Origin of the sequence: Frankia sp. AvcI1 (assembly GCF_001420875.1) — a bacterium.
Classification (GTDB): Bacteria; Actinomycetota; Actinomycetes; order Frankiales; family Frankiaceae; genus Frankia; species Frankia alni.
The window spans coordinates 92526-108663 of the sequence record NZ_LJFZ01000011.1 but is presented as its reverse complement, the minus strand read 5'-3'; the positions used below and the strand labels follow the sequence as shown (position 1 = coordinate 108663).

Genomic DNA, 16138 nt, shown 5'->3' with positions numbered 1-16138 from the left:
GGGCCGCGGACGGCCACCGCGGCCACCTGGATGGGCAGCAGGGCGGGCGCGCCGGCCGGCTGGACAGCACCCGAACGGACCGTGCCCGGCTGGACCGCACCCGGCCGGACCTCGACGACGCCACCGCCGAGGCGGTCGGCCGGCTCAGCGAGGCGCTGGAATGGGTGGAGCGTGCCCGCGGTGCGCTGTATGAGTTCCATCAGCTTTCCGGGCGGGCGGACCGCACCCTGGCGGAGGCGATCACCGGGCTGGAGGACGCCGGGCACGCCCGGACAGCCGGGTTCGTCCGCGGCCAGTTGTACGGGCGCAACGTGCTCGACGGACGCTGGACCTTCCAGATCGTCGAGGAGTACGACGAGCTGTACTACCGCCCCTTCGCCGAGGTGGACGACGAGGTCCGGCGGCGGCTCACCGACGGGATGCGCCACGTCCACGAGGCCCGGATGAAGTCGCGGGAGCGCGCCCGGGCCGGCCGCGACCTGTGGGGCCCCGGCGCCTGAGCGGCGCCGCCCCCGCCGGTGACCAGGGTGCGGACCGCTGCGTCGAGCCGGCCCCGCAGGCCCTGGAGCACGGCGAGATGCTCCGCGCGCTCGACGATGTCGAGCGCGGCCACCACCCCCGCCCGGTCCCCCGTGGCAAGCGCCGCCCGGACCCGGACGAGCGCACACGTCCGCACCGCGTCGACCGGAGACGCCGGGGTGACTGGCAGGGACGGCGCAGACGGCGCAGACGGCGCAGATGCCGGAGACGCCGGGGATGCCGGGGATGCAGGGGATGGCGGGAATGCCGGGGGCTCGGCTCGACCGGTCAGGGCGTCGGCCAGGCGCAGGTGCCATCGCCGCAGCTCGTCCAGGCTTGCCAGGAGCCGCGGACGGCAGCGGAGCAGCCCCACCCAGGCACTGGCCCGGCCCACGGCCGGCGAGTCGGCTCCGGCGATCTCGGCCCGCAGCGGGTGGGCGCCGGTCAGCCGCAGAGCCTGCGCGGTGCGCCGGATCCGCAGGGCACCGGCGGAGACCAGCATGAGCGCGTCGACGTCGAGCTGACCGGCGGGCCGTTCGGACAGGTACTGGCGGACCGCGTCATCCAGCAGTCGGCCGGCGCGGACGGCTGTGCACGCCATCTTGGCGATCTCCCGCGCGCGGGCCGCCTCCGCAGCGGCACAGGGCGGCTCCGCGGCGACCTGGACGAGGAAGTCCGAGGCTGTCCGGTAGGCGGCGGCGGCCCGCTCCCGTACCAGCCTGGCAGCCGCTCCCGTCGGCCACAGCAGCGCGCCGACGACGACGCTGATCGCAAAGCCGAGCACCACGTCCTCGATGCGGACGAGACCGACCCGCCAGCCGGCCGGCTCGACGATGTTGAACAGCAGCACGACGGCGACGGTGAATCCGGCCTGGCCGACGGCGAACGCGTTCGCCTTCCGGGCGTATCCCGCGATCAGGACCGCGACCGGCAGCAGTGCCCACAGGACCGGCCTCGCCGGGCCCGCCACGACGACGGCGACCCCACCGACGGCGATCCCCACCGCCGTGCCGGCCAACGCGCGCGCGACGGTGATCCCGGTCGCCAGCGCGTTCGAACGCAGCACCGACAGGGTGCCCAGCACCACCCAGAACCCGTGCTGCAACCCCGTCGCGCGGGTCACCGCCACGGCGAGGGTGAGGCCGGCGGCGCCGCGCACGCTGTTGCGGAACCAGATCGCCCGGACGTCGGCGTACCCGGCCGCGAACTCGCGGGTCAGGCGCAGGCGGGCCCGGATCCGCTGCCATCGACCCGCGCCCGGCATCGGCCGCCACAGCCGGCGCTCCCCCGTCGCCACCAGGGTGTGCACCGCGAGCTGCCGGGTCCCGAGAGCCAGCTGGCGCAGCCGGAACGCCTCGGCCGCCGCGACGTCCAGCCCGCTCGGCTCAGTCGGATCGCTCGGATCGGTCGGATCGGTCGGATCGGTCGGATCGGTCGGCTGCCCGGTGGTCCGGCCGACGGCGTCGAGCAGCGCCTGTCCGATTCCCTGGGCGGCCCGATCGAGTCGCTCCACGCCCAGGCCGCCGCCGCGGAGTCCGTCCCCGCCGGTGCGGCTCGCCCGCGGCGGGCGGGACGGCCGGTCGCGAGGTGCGAACCAGTCACGAGGGGCGAACCGGTCGTGGCGGGCGAACCGGTCGTGGCGGGCAAACAGGTCGCAGTGGGCGAAAGGGTCGAGCCGGTCGGCGACGCCGTGCAGGGTGTCGACGACGGCCGCCAGGAGTTCGGCGGCCGGGCCGGGAAAGCAGTGTCGACGCACCCGGTCCCCGGCGGGCACGGCAAGGGCGAAGGGGACGGTCCAGTCCAGGTCGGCGATGGCGTGGCCGAGGGCGGCCGCGGAGCCACCCGCCCCCGTCGGACGGTACGACGTGGCGGCGAAGCGCCGGCGAACCTCCGCCGCCGCCGAGCGCACCACGGCGTTCATCACCTCCGGCCCCCCGGTCGTGTCCCCGGCAGGGCTCACGGCGACGCAGTCGGCCAGGGCCCGGCAGGCGGCGGCCAGGGCCCGGCGAACCTCGTCAGGCGGCCGGGCCGGCCACAGCACCACCAGCGAGAGCAGGGCGGCGACGGCGCCCAGACCCCAGCCGGCGAGCCGCTGCGGCACGGCGGACAGACCCGCCGGACTCGTCACCGGCAGCACGAAGGACAGCAGCAGGGCCGGGGCCGCGACCGCCAGGTACACGTTGATCACCCCGGCGAACAGGGCGGCGAAGGCAACCACCGCCATCCCCCCGCACGCCGCCCACGACGACCGGGAACACAGCGTGCCCAGGGTGATCAACGGCAGCCCGGCCACGGCCAGCCCGAGATAGGCGGCGATGCGCACCCGGGCCGGACCGCCGAAGTCGACGAAGACGAGCAGGGCGAAGACCGCGAACCAGGCGAACAGGCTCAGCAGGATGCGGTCGAACACGTAGTAGCCGGCGGCCAGCACCGCGGGCGCGACGACGGCGGCCCGCAGCGCGCTGCGCAGCAGAAACGGGTCGACGCCGGCGAGAACGACGAGGCTGCGCCCCAGCCGCGACGGCCCGAACCGGTGGCCCGGCGGCCCGCCTCGCCCGGACGCAGGCGCAATCCCGACCCCCTCCACCACCCGTCAGCAACCGTCGCCTGTCAGCAACGTCGCCCCCTCGGCAACGTCACCTATTGTGAGCCAGCGCTGACGTCAGGTGGTGAAGCAGGCGCTCCGCGCGAGCCGGTGTCTCCTCGGCGGGCGACTCGTCGAACCGCTCGGCGTCAGGAGTCGGGCGGGCGCCAGGCGGTCAGGCGTCCCGGCGCCTGGCCAGGATCAGCCCGATCACGAACAGGCCCACGCACACCGCGGCGTAGTACACCAGCGAGCCCCAGGGCCCGAACGGCATCCCCTCGATCGCAGGCGGGCCGTCGTCGGTCTCGGGCTGGCCGGCGACGATGAAGTTGTTGCCGACGGTGTACGGCAGCCAGTGCTGAATGTGATCGCCGATCCGAGGGATCGCCGGCAGCAGGTTCTCCAGCAGGAGCAGGTAGATNAGTTCGATGACGACGGCGCCGGCGGACTGCCGGACGATCAGACCGACGGCGAGGGCCAGCACGGCGGAGAGCAGGTAGATCAGCCCGACGCCGAACACGTTGCGGTACTCCTGCGCCGTGTCGATCCCCAGCGGTGCGTCCGGCTGGATCAGCCTGGCGACGCCCCAGGAGCCGACGGCGGTGATCTCCCCGACGATCCCCGCCAGCACAGCGACGACCACGGCCTTGGCGACCAGTGCCGGAGTGCGGGTGGGGACGGCGAGGAAGGTCGACCGGATCGTGCTGAACCGGTATTCGGTGGTGACCGCGAGCGTGGCCATCACCATCATCACCACGAGCCCGAAGGTGAAGGCGAACTGGGTGACGCTCGGGGTGAGGGTGGACAGGTCGTCGGCCTTGGTGGTGGCCGCGAAGATGGAGGTCAGCCCCACCGTGAGGGCGGTCGCCAGGATCATGCACCACCACGGCGAGCGGGTGGAGAACAGCTTGATGCGTTCGACGGTGAGCAGAGTCATCGGGCGTCGCCTCCCCGCGTCGCGTCCACGGCCTCGTTCTCCCGCGGCAGCGGCCCGGCGGGCTGTGCCGGGGCGGCGGGTGCCCCGGCGGGCGGTGAGCCGTTCGCCGGCCCCCCGAGCGCGCCGGCGTGGTACTCGACGTCGCCCCCGGTGAGCTGGATGAACGCCTGCTCCAGCGAGCCACGCTGGGCGGCCAGCTCGTGCAGCACCAGACCGACCCGCCCGACCAGCTCGCCGACCTGCTCGGTGCTGCTGTTCGACACGAGCAGCGCCGCCGGCCCGTCGTCCCCGGCGGGCACGTCGCGGACCGCGAGCCCCTGACCGGTGAGCTCACCGTGCAGCCGCTCCATCTCGGGGCCGCGGACCCGGACCGTCGACTCGGACGCCATGTCGATGAAGGCGCGGGTGCTGGTCTGCGCGATGAGCCGCCCGCGCCCGATGACGATGAGTTCCTGGGCGGTCAGCGCCATCTCGGAGAGCAGGTGGCTGGAGACGAAGACCGTCCGACCCTCGTCCGCGAGCCGGTGCATGNACCGACGGATCCAAAGGATTCCCTCCGGGTCCAGGCCGTTGACGGGCTCGTCGAACAGCAGCACGCCCGGATCACCGAGCAGCGCCGTCGCGATACCGAGCCGCTGGGCCATGCCGAGCGAGAAGCCGCCGGCGCGCTTGCCGGCCACGCCGGTCAGCCCGACGATCTCCAGCACCTCGTCCACCCGTTTCGCCGGGATCCGGTTGGACGCGGCCATCCACCGCAGGTGNGAACGCGCGGACCGGTTGGGGTGCACCCATTTCGCCTCGAGCAGCGCACCCACCTGGCGCAGCGGCTGCTTCAGCTCGCTGTAGCGCCGGCCGTCGATGCGGACCGTGNCCGCGCTCGGGTTGTCGAGCCCCAGAATCATGCGCATCGTCGTNGACTTCCCGGCCCCGTTGGGCCCCAGGAATCCGGTCACCTTGCCGGGCTGCACCGAGAAGGACAGGTCGTTGACGGCGACCNTGCGTCCATACCGCTTGGTGAGCCCTTGCGCCTCGATCATTCGCCCCCTTTCGTCAGAGGTCGTTTCGGGGCATCCGCCCGGTGGGCATCATCGTCGTGGAGCCGCCACGGTCAGGCCAGGCGTCGCCGCCGGCCAACCGTGTCGTCCTGGCGACAGTGAACAGGGCGGCCGCGACGACCATCGGGCCAGCACCCGTAGCCGAACGGGGCGCGCCGGCCGGGACCGGGGACCGAGAACCGAAGACGCGGACCGAGCCGGTCGGGTGATCAGAGNACCCGCCGCCGGGCGAGGATCTCCCCGGCCAACTCGGAGACCCGTCGGCGCTCGTTGCGCGCGGTCCGCCGCAGGGTCTCGAATGCCGAGATCGGGTCCGTCCTCATCGTCGCCATGAGATATCCGACGGCGCGCTCGATCGGAACCCGGTACTCCAGGGCGTACTGAAGCTGGCGGGCGAGTTTGTCGTTGCGGTCGGCGATGAGCCCGGCGAGCAGCAGATTTTCGAGAACCGCGCCGAAATGGACCATGGCGTCGCGCTCGCTGTCGGTCCAGACGCGCGGGGCGTCGGAGGCGACGTTGAGGGTGCCGATCGGCCCGCCACCGAGGCGTACCGGCACGCCGAGGACGGCGCGGATCCCGCCGTCGAGCAGGACGGGGGTGACCCGCGGCCACCGGGTGTCCGTGGCCAGATCCTCGGACANCACGATCTCGTCGATGATGAAGGACTCGACGCAGGGGCCCTCNCCGAACTCCTCCTGGGCGCGTTCGAGCAGCGCGCCGCTGCTGTCGGAGGCGGCGATGCTGCGCAGGGCCCGGTCCGCATCGACCACCAGGACGCCCGCGCCGGTCAGGTCGAAGATCTCGGTGACCGCGTGCACGACCTCGCTGACCAGCCTGGCGAGCTCGACCTGACTCGGTACCNGGTGGTGCAGCCGGNCCAGGCTGGCGTCCAGCAGCAGCTTGTCGATCTCCATCGTGGTTCCCCCGTACGTCCAGCGCGACCCCGACCGCGGCAACCCGGCCGTCCCATCCTGCCGGATCATCTGGGGGTTAACCCGCAGATGCCGCAGACGCGGTGGTGGCCGACCCGGGGTCGGTCACCGCCTGCCATGCAGCATCTACCGTACGGAATCGCGNCACGCCCTGGGGTGTGAGGATGGTTGCCATCCGCTCCACGATCGGCGCGCATCCGGCGAGTGCGACCCGCACGCCCCGCTCCCGGCCCGCCCGCCAGAGCAGGTGCAGCACCGTGAACCCACGGACGTCGACGAACACGCCGGTCAGGTCGACGACGAGCGTGCTCGCGCACTCGTCCAGGCAGGCCCACAGCAGCGCCCGGGCCATCGGCTCGACGGCGGCGTCGAGGTCGCCCTGGAACGCGACCGTGACCCCGCCCGGATGGTGCCGCACCACGGCGACGGGCCGGGCCGGGCCGGCGGTGCTCACCTGGGCCCCGCCGCCCCCGCACCCCCCGGGACGCGGCGCCGCTCAGCCATCGGCCGCCTCGCCGCGAGAATCCTCTGCGCCCGGCTCGCCGGCGCGTCGGTGTGCCGCACCCGGCGCGCCGCCGCGATCGTCCGCCGCGTCCGGCGCATCGAACTCGTCCGGGCGGTGCGACGAGCGGCGGCGGCGCACCCCGACATCGACCTGGCGGCGGACGGTCCCGTCGATTGCGGCCGAACGCTCGGCCGCAATCGACGAATTGATCATCCCGAGCAGGCGGTTCTGCTCGTCGGCGGGGATCCCGGACATCAGGCTGGCGACCAGCTCGGACCCGCCGTCCACCCCGACGACCACCGAGGCGGCGTCCGCGGCCGCGGGCAGCGATGGCGCCGGCTCGCCCTCACGGGCGGCAGGGACCGCGGCGACGTCGCCGCGCTCGGAGACCCGCTGGTTCGCGACGCGCTGGTCTGCGACGCGCTGATCAGCGACATGCTGGCCGGAGACCCGCTGGTCGGACACGCGTTCGTCGGCGTCCGGAGACGGGGCGCCTGGAGCGTCTGNGGGCATGCGTCACTCTCCGTGACTCGGCCGCAGACACAGGGCAGGCGAATGGATCGGTTGTCGAGAGACTACCGCATGGGACTCCCCCGGTCAGGGTGACGCGAGGGTGTTGATCGCGCCGGCGAGCCGGCCCCACTGGTCGAGCGGGAGCTGGCTGGGCGTCGGGGTCAGGACCTGCACGGCGACGTGGTCCGCGCCCGCCTGGTGGTGTTCGGCGATCCGGGCGAGGACGGTGTCCAGATCACCCCAGGCGACCAGGGCGTCGACGAGCCGATCGGAACCGGATCCGGNCAGGTCCGCCTCGGTGAAGCCGAGCCGGCGCAGGTTGTTGGCGTAGTTCGGCAGCCCGAGGTAGAAGCCGATGCCCTTGCGGGCCACCGCGCGGGCGCTGTCGGGGTCGGTGTCGAGCACGACCTTCTGCTCGGGGGCGAGCAGCGCGTCCGGCCCCATGATCTCCCGCGCCCGCCGAGTGTGCTCGGGCGTGGCGAGGTACGGCAGCGCGCCCGCGCTGCGGCGGGCCGCGATGTCCAGCATCCGCGGTCCGAGCGCCGCCAGCGCCTGGTCGGAGCGGGGCACCCCGAGCTCGTCCAGCGTGTCGAGGTAGTCGAGTAGGACCTCGACCGGCCGCTCCCAGCGCCGACCGGTCAGCTTCTCCACCGGACCCCGATGCCCGACGCCGAAGCCGAGCAGCAGCCGGTCGGGATGNGCCTTGGCGAGCATCGCGTAGTGATCGGCGACNATGTCCGCCTTCTCCGTCCAGATGTTCAGGATGCTCGTGCCGACCACCAGCCCTTCGGTGCCATCCAGGATGGCGGCGGGAAGCTCCAGATCCCCGCTGGCGGCACCGATCCACACCGTCGGGATACCCATCGCCGCCACCTCGGCGGCGACCTCGGCCCGCGACCGGACGTCCGTCGGCCACTGCCGCTGGGCTGCCCACAGCCCGATCCTGCCGACTTCAAGTACCACCACGAGCCCCTTCCGCGCAGGGAACTGCGACTGTCCGCATGATTGCCCGTGAAGCATTGCTACCCCGTGCGCACGCCCCCTATGTCGGCAGGTTTCGTCGAACCTTTGCGGGGACGCCGTACGGACCTCCCGGGGACGCCGTACGGACCCCGCGGGGACGCCCGCCGGGTCAGGCGGACATCGGCAGATCGGGGACCGAGGTGGTCTGCGACACGGCGGCCTCGGGTCGCAGGTCCTCCAGGGAAAGCTGGTGGACGGGCGGCCCGTCGAGCACGATCCGCGAGGTCACCGTGAGATCGGCCGCGACGTGGAGCAGCTCGCCGCTGTCCATCAGCCGCCAGCGCGGGTCCTCGTCCATCCGCTCGCTCTCGACCACCACCGCCGGCTCGTCGAGCAGGTCGAGGGAACGGACCCGGATCTCGCTGAACGGGCTGGCGTGGTCGAGGTGGCGGCCGTTGCGTCCGCCGGCGCCGCGCTGGAGCACGTACAGGCCGTTGGTGTCCGGGTAGCGCAGGNCCCACAGCTCCCCGGCGGTGATGAGAATCATGTTGATCGAGTAAAGGGGAAGGTTCTGCGCCGCCCAGCGCGCCGCCGCGGCGATGCCCTCGCCGACGTCGCCGTCGTGGGCGTCGATCTCCCGGGTGACCAGCGCGAAGAAGCGCTCGGAGTCGGTGTCGCCGAGCACCGGCAGGCCGGCCGTGCCGAGCTCCGCGTCCAGCTTGCCCAGGCCCTCGATCACCCCGTTGTGGGCGAAGATCCGCCCGTCGCGGACGAACGGGTGCGTGTTGGCGTCGCTGGCCCGGCCGGTGGAGGCATGGCGCACGTGCGCGACGAAGGTCGACGAGGTGACGTCCTGCGCCTCCCGGGCGAACGCCGTGTCCGCACGGCTGCGGATCGCCTGCCTCACCACCTGCGGGACGCCGTCCGCGTCGAAGGCGCCGAGGCCGGCGCCGTCCGGCGTTCGCAGGGTGGCGGCGCGTGGGCTGTCGGGCGCGTCCAGCAGCCAGAACGTGGCCTTGATCCGCTTCGGGCCACTACTCATCGCGAACAGGTGGCACATCGACGCCCTCCCTCACAGTCTCGACGGCCCCGGTCCGGCCGGGGCCCGGCTCACCGAGCCACGCGGATCCGCCGGTCCGGCGTGGGGATGGCCGTCGGCGGAGCGAAAAGGGCAACGCTACCTCCGGCCCGAAGCTACCTCCGGCCCGAAGCGCTGACGATCCACCCGACGCCCCGCGCCCGCGACCGGCGACACGTTCGGTGAAGTTCTCGCGGATGGTCTGTTCCCCGCACCGATCCGGTCACTCCCGGCACATGCGGCGCATCCCATGCCGGAGTGCGGTGACCTGGCCGTGATATCGGAGTCGGGCTGGACGGACGTATTGTTGTTTCGTTCCGTTTCGTCATGCACACAACGACAGATGTAGCCGGATGGTGCCGGCGCGGCCGCGGCCCGGACGCTCCTGAACCCGTCCCCGTCGGCCGACGCCGTGCCGACGCCGTCACCGCCGTACCGCCGCCGTCACCCCACCCCACCGCCGTCACCCCACCGCCGTCACCCCACCGCCGTCGCCGCCCCGCAGCTGCTGCCCCGCCGCAGCCCTCGACCTTCCCGGCACGTCCACACGCCGGGTCCGCTCGGGTCGGCCGCCCGGCGCCACACCCCGGCCATCTGCGATTCCCACGCGGCGGGCCCGGACGCAGATCCTCGCCCGCGAGAACCGCAGCCATCGCCACGACGAGGCCGTGTAGATCGGCCGAACACGGTCGTTACGCGCGCGGGCAGTCCCGCCCCGCCCGACCCTCCGCCGCGGTAGTCACAACGGGCACCCCGATGCGACCGTGTCTCCCACATTCCCACCCGGCCGTCCGACAATTTTTCTGTTTATCAGAAAACACCGCGACAAAAACCGGCCGGGTCATCGCCTCCTTTTCGATCGTCCNCCACCCCGCTTCGGCCAGGGCGAGTGGCCCGACCAGAGTCCGTCCTGTTCACACCGGGGTCGCCCGGCCGGCCGGGTCTCGGCCCTCCCGCGGAAACGGNGGCGAGCCACCTTTTCCCACAAGCTCGGACGAAGGACCGACTCCCGGCCGATCGGCGAACGGTTTCGGACCTGCCCGGACAATGTCGACGCCAGTCCCGCGTGACGCAATTCCACCACGTCCAGCCGGACCATCCCGGGCGAAACGCCGGACGCGCGTCGACAATCACCGGGAGCCCCGAGAGGTCCGCGGTAACGTATTACCGTCATTCCCGCATGCTCCGGTGACCGGACCGATGGAAACGGAGAAGCATGGCGGAGTCGGTCCGATCGCGCAACGCCCTGTGCATCCTGTTCTTCTGCGAGCAGTNCCCGCCGGTCGTCTGGGACGGCGCGGGCAGCTACACGGCGACGCTGGCCGTCGCGCTCGCGCGGCTGGGGCACGAGGTGCACGTGCTCTGCGCCCAGGGTCACCGGGTCGTCGACTCCCTGCAGGACGGGGTGCACGTGCATCGCCGGCCGCTGCTGCGGGTTCCGGTCACCCGCGGGCTCGGCCCGGTCGGGGCGCGGCTGCGCGGGCCGCTGTACCCGCGGGACTCGATCACGCTGCGGGTCAGCCTGCCGTTGTCCTACAGCTTCTGGCTGNGCCGCCTTGGCCTGCGCCCCGACGTGATCGAGACGCAGGACGGGGAGACCCGCGGCCTGCTCCAGGCGCTGTACCNCACCCTTCCGCTCGCGATCCACCTGCACTGCCCGACCATGCTCACCGTCCAGCTCGCCGGCCAGCCGCTCGGGTGCAAGGGCCGGCTCGCCGACCGTCTCGACCGGATCTCCGCCGATCGCGCCGCCGTGGTGACCTCACCGTCGCAGCTCCTCGTCGACACCCTGCGCGAACATGGCTGGCTGGGCCGGCGCGCCGTGGAGGTCATCCCGAACCCGTTCGACGCCCATCCCTGGCTCGACGTCCCGGACGTCGCCGGCACGGCGCCGATGGTCGCGGCGGTCGGCCGCCTGGAGGCGTACAAGGGGGTGGACGTTCTGCTCGACGCGTCGGCGCGGCTCAACCGCGCGGGCGTCGCCCACCGGCTGGTGCTCGCCGGGCGCCCCGCCGGCACGATCGGCGGCGCCCCCGCCGGCAGCTGGCTCGCCCGGCGGGCCCGGGAGCTCGGCCTACAGGTGGAGTTCCCCGGCCATCTGTCAGCCGGCGAGCTCCGCGCCCTCTACCGCCGGGCCCGGGCCGTCGCGGTGCCCAGCCGCTTCGAGAGCTTCTCGATCGCCGCCGTCGAGGCGATGGCGGCCGGGCGGCCGGTGGTGACCACGACCCGGACAGGCGTGGCACCGTTCGTCGAGCGCTGGGGGTCCGGGACCGCCGTCCCGCCCGACGACGCCGAGGCGCTGGCCGCCGCCCTCGCCCCGTTCCTGCTCGACCCCGCGCGGGCCGCCGCCTGCGGCGCCCGGGGCCGGCTCGGGGTCACCGAGATCGACCCGGCGGCGATCGCTCGCCGCAAGGAGGACGCCTACCGCCGCGGCATCGCCCAGTTCGCCACGGCCTGCGCGCCACCGCCGGCCGGCGGGCGGCGGGCGGCGAGACCCGCCGCACCCCCTGCGCCCACCGCGCTCCCTGCGCCCACCGCGCACGCTCCGCCCGGACCCGCCGCGCCCGGTACCCCGTTCCCCTGCCGCCCACCCCGAATCCGACGGTGACCGGGCCGGGCCGGCCCTATCCCGACCGCCGCCGTGGGCCGAAGACCAGCTCGCGGAGCTCGCCGGCGGTGGGAAGCGCCTCGTAGGCACCGACCCGGCCCACCGTGAGCGCCGCGGCGGCCCGTGCGTGGTGGACGGCGGTGGCCGGGTCGTCGCCCGCGACCAGGCGGGCGGCGAGCACGGCCGTGAAGGCGTCGCTGGCCCCGGTCGCGTCGATCACCGTCGCCGCGACGGCGGGGTGGACGGTCGTCGCGCCGCCGGTCCGCAGCACACATCCCCGTTCGCCCAGGGTGACGCAGACGGTCGGGACGCCGAGCGTCTCGGCGACCGCTTCGGCGAGCCGCCCGGCGGGCCCGCGGGCGGCGGCCCGCCCGGCCAGCAGCGCGCGGGCCTCGGCCTCGTTGGGGACGAGGATGTCGACCTGCTCCCACGCAACGGCCGCGACGACCGCCGGGTCGCCCGGCGCCGGCGCCGGGTTGACGACAACCCGCGTGGCGGCCTTGGCGGCGGCGGTGACGAGGTCCGCGGCCCGTTCGGCGAACTCGAACGTCACCAGGGCCGCGTCGACCGGGCCGCCNGTCGCCGCCGCGGCGGCGTGGACCTGGTCTCCGGTGACGGCCAGCGCCTCGGGGACCCGCCAGACAACCGCCTTCTCGCCGTCACCCCGCACATGGACGACGCAGACGGGCGTCGGCACGTGCGGGACCACCGTCATCGCCGACACGTCCACCCCCTCGCCGGCAAGCGCCGCCCGCACGGCCGCCCCCACGCCGTCCGTTCCGACCGCCCCCACCGCGGTCACCGGCAGGCCGAGCCGTGCCAGGGTCACCGCCTGGTTGAGCGCCTTCCCACCCGGCGCGGTCCGCATCGCGTCGGCCCGCACATCCTCGCCCCACCCCGGCAGCCGCGGGGTGCTGACGAGGCAGTCGAGCACGAACGCGCCGGCGACGAGAAACCGCGGCGCCTCGGCCGCCGCCGGCAGGGCCCCTCGCCGATGTCCCCGAACCTCCTGCTCTCCCGCCACCTGCCCCCGTCCGCGGTCAGCCGCTCACGCCGAGGGCCCACGGTAGATCCGCGGCGAACGGGTACTCGGAATGGGCTGATACTCGCGGCGGGCCCCCGCAGCGCCCCAGAGCCCTGGAGCCCTGGAGCCCTGGAGCCCCTAGAGCCGGACGGTCTCGTCGGGGCTGCTGGGGCCGGCCTCCTCGCCCGCATCGCCCTGGGGGTTCCGGTCCGACCGCGGGCCGGGTATCGCCACAAGGTGATCCCCCTGGTGGGTCCGCCCCTCTCGACCAGGCGACCGTCGGTGCCGAGGCGAGCGTCGGTAGCGCAGGAACAGACCCGCACCGAGTGCGAGCGCCGCGGCCAGGGCCCCGCACAGCGCCAGGAGCCAGCCGGGCAGGCCGGCCCAGCCACGACCGCCCCCGCCCGCGGAGCCCGCGGCAGCGCCGCCGGCGGGCAACCGGTCCGAGTCGGCGGCGCAGACGATCGGCCTGCTGTCGGCGTGCGCGGCCACGCACACGACCGCCGCGAGCCGGAGCAGGCCGGGCGGTGGCTTCGTCACCTCGGCCCGAACGCCGAACACGGTGTTGCGACCGGAACGCAGGTCGGTCCGCCAGGTGACCGTGCCGTCCCTGAACGCGCCGTCACGATCAGCCGAGCCGAACCGGGCGCCCGCGGGGAGTGTCTGGGTGACCAGGAGATCGGTCGCGTCGACCGTGCCGATGTTGCGGATCCTGACCGTATAGGTGAGATGGTCGCCCGCCCTGACATCGGTGTGACCATCGTCGATCGCGACCGAGAGATCGGGAGCAGCCGCATCGGCGTGCTCCGGCGACGGCGTCTCGTCGGCGAGGGCGCCGGGCGGGGCCACGAACGTACCGGCCACGACGAGGGGGCTGCCGAGCAGGGCGGCGNCCAGCAGAAGCCGCCCACGCACGCGCCCGAAACGGAAGATGCTCATCTCATCTCTTTCCGGTCTCGTCTCTTTCCGGATATCGGGCCGCCGCCATCGCACCTGGACTCGCCGCCATCCTCATCGACTGGCCGCCATCCTCATTGACTGGCCGCTATGTAGTCGAGCGTGGTGGAGTACGTGTCGGAGGCGACGAAGGGANCATCGATCGCATAGTCGTTGCTGACCGCGTCCCCGCCCGGGGCCGACGGCTGTCCCTTCGAATAGACCGGCACCGCCACCGTGTCGGACAACGGGGTAAAGGTCGACGTCCCGGACTGCCGAACCAGCAGGGAGCTCACCGGGATGGAGTCGCCGTTGCCGGCCGTCTGCCCCGTCAGGGTCGGCGACGTCGCCTGGACCGTGACCGTGTAACCGTCCGTGCTGTTCGTGGTGACGGTCATGGTCACCGCCCCGTTCTGGACGACGGAACTGTTCGGTTCGCCGGTGAGGGTGAAGGCGGGGGTGAGATCGGTCAGGGCCAGGCTCTGGGCGGTGATGGCCGTCGCGGTCGTGCAGGCCGGTTCGCTGCCGGTNCCGGTGCNGGTGCTGCCGGCGGCCGTGGACGCGACCCGGTTCACCAGGTCCGCGCCCGCGGTCGCGGCGTCGTCGACCGTCACCGAGTAGGTGATGGTGACTCCGGCGCCGACCGCGAGATTCCCGGTCCAGGTAAGCGTGGGCGCGGCGTAGGTGACCGTGCCGGCGCTGGCCGCGGCGTCCGCGTTGTAGGTCGCGTTGTTCACGACCGTCGCCAGGCTGTCGGTGATGGTCGCGCCGGTGTAGGCGGCCTGCCCGTTGTTCGTCGCGGTGATCGTGTACTGGACGGTCGAGCCGACGACGGCCGCCGTCTGGTCGGCCGTCTTGGTGATCGTCAGGGCCGGCACCAGCACCGTGGTGGTCGTCGTGCAGGCCGCGTCGGCACTGCCGGTCAGGCAGGTGGAACCTGCGGTGGTCGAGGCGACCGCGTTGATCGCGAGGTGATCGCCGTTGGCCGGCAGGGACGTGGTCACCGAGTAGGTGATGGTCGCCGTCGCCCCCTGGGCGAGGTTCCCGGTCCAGGTCAGGTCGGGCGAGGTGAACGCGACGGTGCCCGTGCTGGCCGCGGCGTCACCGTTGTAGCCCGCGTCGTCGAGCACGTCGGCGAGATCATCGGTGAACGACGCGCCCGTGTAGGGGGTCTGGCCGGTGTTCACCACGGTGACCGTGTAGGTGATCGCACCGCCCGCGACGACGGTCGCGTCACCGGTGCCGGTCGCGGCGGACTTGGTGATCGTCAGGGCGGGGACGAGCACCCGAACCGCGACCCGGCAGCCGGGCCCGCCGCTGCCGTCGGTCGGGCAGGTGCTCCCGATCGCGGGCGAGGTCACGGCGTTGTTCAACGTCCGGTCACCGAGATCCGGATCGTTGACCGTGACCGAATAGCTGATCGTCACGCTCGCGCCGATCGCCAGGTCACCCGTCCAGGTCACCGTCGGCTCCGCGTACGTCACCGTCCCGCTCGTGGCGCTCACGTCGGTGTTGTAGACCGCGTCGGNGAGCAGGCCGGCGAGGTTGTCGGTCACCGAGGCGCCCTCGTAGGCCGACTCCCCGTTGTTCGTCACGGTGATCGTGTAGCTGACGGTGCCGCCTGGAGTTGTGGTCGTCGTGTTCGCCGTCTTTGCGATGCTGAGCCTCGGGGTCAGGATCAGGACCGACACGGAACAGGGTGGATTCGAGTTTCCGGACGGACAGCTGCTCCCGGCAACGTCCGACGACACGGAGGCGGTCATCGTCCTGTCTCCCAGANCGGGATTGTTCACCGTCAGCGACGCGGTGATCGTCGCGGACTGCCCGGGCGCAAGGTCTCCGGTCCAGACCAGCTGCCCATTGGGAATGTCCAGCGCAATGGCCCCCGAGGTGGCGGTCGCGTCGCCGTTGTAGGTCGCGTCATCCGTCCCGCCGGCGAGGCCGGCGTTCACGACGGCATTCGTGTAGGAGGTACCACCGGAGTTGGTGATGGTCGCCGTGAAGTAGATGATCTCGCCCGGAATCGCCGTCGACACGTTCGTCGCGGCCACCAGGGTGAGCGCGGCGACCAACACCGAGGCGGAGCACCGCGGGTCCGTGCTCCCGGTGACGCAGTTGTTGCCCGCCACCGTGGAGCTGACGGAGTTGGCGAGTTCGGCGTCNCCGGTGTCGGGGTTCAGCACGGTGACCGAGTAGGTGATCGTGGTCGAGCTGCCCGGGTTCAGGTTCCCGGTCCACGTGAGCGTCGGGCTGGCGAAACCGANGGTGCCCACGGTCGCGGCCGCGTCGTTGTTGTAGGTGGCGTCGTCGAGCACCCCGGCCAGCGCGTCGCTGACCACGGCACCCGAGTAGGGAACCTGCCCCGAGTTCGTCACCGCGATGGTGAAGGTGACCGTGCCGCCGGGCACCGTCGTCGCCGCGCTGGCCGACTTCGCGATCGTCAGCGCCGGGGTGAGGACGACCACGTTGTGGCCGCAGCCCGCN

At 73.2% G+C, this 16138-nt stretch carries 7 protein-coding genes and 19 pseudogenes; 3 read left to right on the top strand and 23 right to left on the bottom strand.

Going from position 1 to position 16138, the window contains the following annotated elements:
• Nucleotides 1-364 precede the first annotated feature (364 nt).
• The 16 genes and pseudogenes from UK94_RS13630 to UK94_RS51050 all read right to left on the bottom strand — a co-directional run.
• A complete protein-coding gene (locus tag UK94_RS13630; protein WP_055750136.1) occupies nt 365-3109 on the bottom strand; it encodes an FUSC family protein in 2745 nt (914 codons plus the stop codon).
• 169 nt (nt 3110-3278) lie between these two features.
• Nucleotides 3279-3524, bottom strand: a pseudogene (locus tag UK94_RS76095) (hypothetical protein); the annotation flags it as partial.
• Between the two features lies 1 nt (nt 3525).
• Nucleotides 3526-4040: hypothetical protein (locus tag UK94_RS76090; RefSeq protein WP_313949501.1), on the bottom strand; the 515-nt coding region annotated here is incomplete at its 3' end.
• Nucleotides 4037-4571 (bottom strand): annotated as a pseudogene (locus tag UK94_RS51115) (ABC transporter ATP-binding protein); the annotation flags it as partial. The gene UK94_RS76090 and the pseudogene UK94_RS51115, both read right to left, overlap by 4 nt.
• A 1-nt stretch (nt 4572) precedes the next feature.
• Nucleotides 4573-4801: pseudogene (locus UK94_RS51110) on the bottom strand (ATP-binding cassette domain-containing protein); the annotation flags it as partial.
• A 1-nt stretch (nt 4802) separates the two neighbouring features.
• Nucleotides 4803-4910: pseudogene (locus UK94_RS51105) on the bottom strand (ABC transporter ATP-binding protein); the annotation flags it as partial.
• 1 nt (nt 4911) lies between these two features.
• Nucleotides 4912-4954: pseudogene (locus UK94_RS51100) on the bottom strand (hypothetical protein); the annotation flags it as partial.
• 1 nt (nt 4955) lies between these two features.
• Nucleotides 4956-5036 (bottom strand): annotated as a pseudogene (locus UK94_RS51095) (ATP-binding cassette domain-containing protein); the annotation flags it as partial.
• Between the two features lie 275 nt (nt 5037-5311).
• Nucleotides 5312-5735: pseudogene (locus UK94_RS51090) on the bottom strand (GAF and ANTAR domain-containing protein); the annotation flags it as partial.
• A gap of 44 nt (nt 5736-5779) precedes the next feature.
• A pseudogene (locus tag UK94_RS51080) lies at nt 5780-5928 on the bottom strand (transcriptional regulator); the annotation flags it as partial.
• 244 nt (nt 5929-6172) lie between these two features.
• A partial coding sequence (locus UK94_RS13610; protein WP_235487809.1) for an STAS domain-containing protein occupies nt 6173-6481 on the bottom strand: 309 nt, incomplete at its 3' end.
• A gap of 648 nt (nt 6482-7129) precedes the next feature.
• A pseudogene (locus tag UK94_RS51075) lies at nt 7130-7329 on the bottom strand (LLM class F420-dependent oxidoreductase); the annotation flags it as partial.
• Nucleotide 7330: 1 nt separating this feature from the next.
• Nucleotides 7331-7744: pseudogene (locus UK94_RS51070) on the bottom strand (LLM class F420-dependent oxidoreductase); the annotation flags it as partial.
• Between the two features lie 34 nt (nt 7745-7778).
• Nucleotides 7779-8008, bottom strand: a pseudogene (locus tag UK94_RS51060) (LLM class F420-dependent oxidoreductase); the annotation flags it as partial.
• 169 nt (nt 8009-8177) lie between these two features.
• Nucleotides 8178-8523 (bottom strand): annotated as a pseudogene (locus UK94_RS51055) (class II glutamine amidotransferase); the annotation flags it as partial.
• A gap of 1 nt (nt 8524) precedes the next feature.
• Nucleotides 8525-9068: class II glutamine amidotransferase (locus tag UK94_RS51050; protein ID WP_235487807.1), on the bottom strand; the 544-nt coding region annotated here is incomplete at its 3' end.
• 1293 nt (nt 9069-10361) lie between these two features.
• Here UK94_RS51050 and UK94_RS51045 point away from each other — a divergent pair.
• From UK94_RS51045 to UK94_RS13590, 3 genes and pseudogenes are all read left to right on the top strand, one after another.
• A pseudogene (locus UK94_RS51045) lies at nt 10362-10635 on the top strand (glycosyltransferase); the annotation flags it as partial.
• A gap of 1 nt (nt 10636) precedes the next feature.
• Nucleotides 10637-10711: pseudogene (locus UK94_RS51040) on the top strand (hypothetical protein); the annotation flags it as partial.
• Between the two features lies 1 nt (nt 10712).
• The coding region (locus UK94_RS13590) for a glycosyltransferase family 4 protein (protein WP_235487805.1) at nt 10713-11694 on the top strand (982 nt) is incomplete at its 5' end.
• Nucleotides 11695-11710: 16 nt separating this feature from the next.
• Here the strand turns inward: UK94_RS13590 and UK94_RS51035 are convergent.
• From UK94_RS51035 to UK94_RS51005, 7 genes and pseudogenes are all read right to left on the bottom strand, one after another.
• A pseudogene (locus UK94_RS51035) lies at nt 11711-12271 on the bottom strand (PfkB family carbohydrate kinase); the annotation flags it as partial.
• A gap of 1 nt (nt 12272) precedes the next feature.
• On the bottom strand, nt 12273-12628 hold a 356-nt coding region (locus UK94_RS51030; protein WP_268761343.1), incomplete at its 3' end, for a PfkB family carbohydrate kinase.
• A 1565-nt stretch (nt 12629-14193) separates the two neighbouring features.
• Nucleotides 14194-15182 (bottom strand): annotated as a pseudogene (locus UK94_RS51025) (hypothetical protein); the annotation flags it as partial.
• 1 nt (nt 15183) lies between these two features.
• Nucleotides 15184-15433: pseudogene (locus UK94_RS51020) on the bottom strand (hypothetical protein); the annotation flags it as partial.
• Nucleotide 15434: 1 nt separating this feature from the next.
• Nucleotides 15435-15816, bottom strand: a pseudogene (locus tag UK94_RS51015) (hypothetical protein); the annotation flags it as partial.
• Nucleotide 15817: 1 nt separating this feature from the next.
• Nucleotides 15818-15917 (bottom strand): annotated as a pseudogene (locus UK94_RS51010) (hypothetical protein); the annotation flags it as partial.
• Nucleotide 15918: 1 nt separating this feature from the next.
• A partial coding sequence (locus UK94_RS51005) for a hypothetical protein (RefSeq protein ID WP_268761342.1) occupies nt 15919-16119 on the bottom strand: 201 nt, incomplete at its 3' end.
• Nucleotides 16120-16138: the final 19 nt, after the last annotated feature.